This window comes from Escherichia sp. AM3 (genome assembly GCF_032029835.1).
Lineage (GTDB): Bacteria > Pseudomonadota > Gammaproteobacteria > Enterobacterales > Enterobacteriaceae > Escherichia > Escherichia coli.
The window spans coordinates 1-1922 of record NZ_JAVUPQ010000231.1 but is presented as its reverse complement, the minus strand read 5'-3'; the positions used below and the strand labels follow the sequence as shown (position 1 = coordinate 1922).

The 1922-nt window shown below is 51.1% G+C and carries 2 protein-coding genes; both read right to left on the bottom strand.

Annotated elements, in window-relative coordinates:
* Positions 1-237 precede the first annotated feature (237 nt).
* The gene (traX, locus tag RTW80_RS24505; RefSeq protein ID WP_001037998.1) at positions 238-822 is read right to left on the bottom strand and encodes a conjugal transfer protein TraX; all 585 of its coding nucleotides are present in this window, start codon (positions 820-822) and stop codon (positions 238-240) included.
* 28 nt (positions 823-850) lie between these two features.
* Positions 851-1922: IncI1-type conjugal transfer protein TraW (gene traW / locus RTW80_RS24500; protein WP_312720661.1), on the bottom strand; the 1072-nt coding region annotated here is incomplete at its 5' end.

Here is a 1922-nt window from a genome sequence, read left to right as displayed (position 1 = left end):
GAATATCGTGACCAGCGCCTGGCGGGACAGATCGTCAGGATTGGTGGCGGCAGACACAATATCCTGATAGGTCACTGAAGCCATTGCCGGCAGTGAGGATATAGCAAGGCCTGCACAGAGTGCGCGAAGTAAAATTTTCACAGTAACTCCGGAATAGAATTGCGTATGGGCAAAGGCCACACAGGATTTAATTAAGGGGGATGGCGACATGCCAGTGGTACTGGCATCTGGACGTGATCAGTATTGTTTACTGGTTACGGCAATTAATGTGGCATTGCGCCAGCCATTGCGGTCGTTCAGAAAATCACGGAAAGTCCCCTGCTCGGGTTCGCTGACTTTTCGTTCATGCAACTGCCAGAGGCGGTATGTAACTATCAGAGCTCTGGAAGCACAAAGAGCGACGCCTGACAGTATCAACATAAGAGTGCTGATGGCGCGTACCAGTGTCATCAAAGGTAATGAGGAGGCGGCAAAGAGCATACCGCTGAGGAATAAAGCGATGGCCAGCAGACTCCAGCAGCATAACCGCCATGCTGTTCTGCGCCGACGGAAACGGCGATCCAGATCGTCTACTGACATATGGCTGGCCAGCAGAGCTTCTTCCCACGAGAGGCAGAGTTGCGCCTTTTTATTATTTACCTGACGGAATTTTTCCAGCCTGCTTTTTTGTTGCTTTAGCATATGCTGTACAGAATTCGTTATCAGGCGAGTCTCCATCAGCGGAACAAAAATGTTAATAATCCTCCGGGTGGCTATGCGGGTTATGGATGGTGATTTTTTGACGTTTTTCGTCTGGTCTGAATTTTCCGGTAACTTATTCATTTTTTCAGTCCTGTTCTGACGTCAGCTTTCAACGTGCGTTTGCCTGATTGATTGTTTTCTCAAGGCTACCGAGTTGTTTTTCATAATACTGGCGGGCAGTCAGAGCCAGTTGCTGGCCAGAGATAACATTACCCTGGCGGATCTGTTCTTTCAGATCGTTCAGCTGCCAGTTCATTTGCGCAGTGATTCTTACCAGTTCACGGAGCAGGTTATCCCCCTGCATTTCCTGTAAATCCACCAGGTATGCTGTGTTGGCGTAGCGCCGGCCAGCCTCAAAAGCTTCAAACTCACGGGTACTCATATATCCCCGTGCTTTTGCTTCTGGTGAAGCCACCTGGTCGAAGTAAGCGGCCGCTGAGTCTGACTGCAGTGTTTCAGCAAGTGCTTTACGTGTGCTTTCATTAGGTGTGCTGTCAGCAATCAACGTCAGTTGGGGATTCGACGCAGAATCAATGATGCCGTTGTATTCGTTCTGGAGTCCGACGTAGGTTCGTCCACTCTGGGTATTCACTTCTCCTTTACCCAGAGCACGACCGGCAGAGGGGCGGGAAGTGTTTTTCATGTAAGCCGTCGCTGCATCTATTTGCTTCTGATCCCATGTCAGTGCCGCAGGTGTGTCCGCTGTACCTGCGCCGTGGTAAATCGAGCGTACCTGACTGTCTCCACCTGGTATTTCGCCCACAGAAGGACAAACGGCGGTTCCTCCAAAACGTGCATATTCTGCTTCTGTACAGTAACTGGCGTGTATGGCCGCGCCATCATAAGCTTCCCGCACGGGAGAGGTTGCTGCGCTGGCCAGACGGTCGCGGATGCTACGGTTGCTCACACCGCCACCTTTACTGAGTTTTGAGGCTGCGGATGCTGAGGCACTTTTGCTTTCTGTTGCAATCCCTGATGCGGATTCACTGCAGATGGAGTCTGGCACGGTGAAGCTTTTCCGTGCCTCCTCGAGGCGCTGAGTTTCATTACTGAAAATCATCTGCTGACGTGTCGCCTGTCCGTTCTGGGCAATGACACTTGCCAGCTTTTCAGAGTTCTGATTGATAGCGGTACCCGTGGCTGTCTGGGTACTCAGTATGTCACTCAGCACACCTTTGATG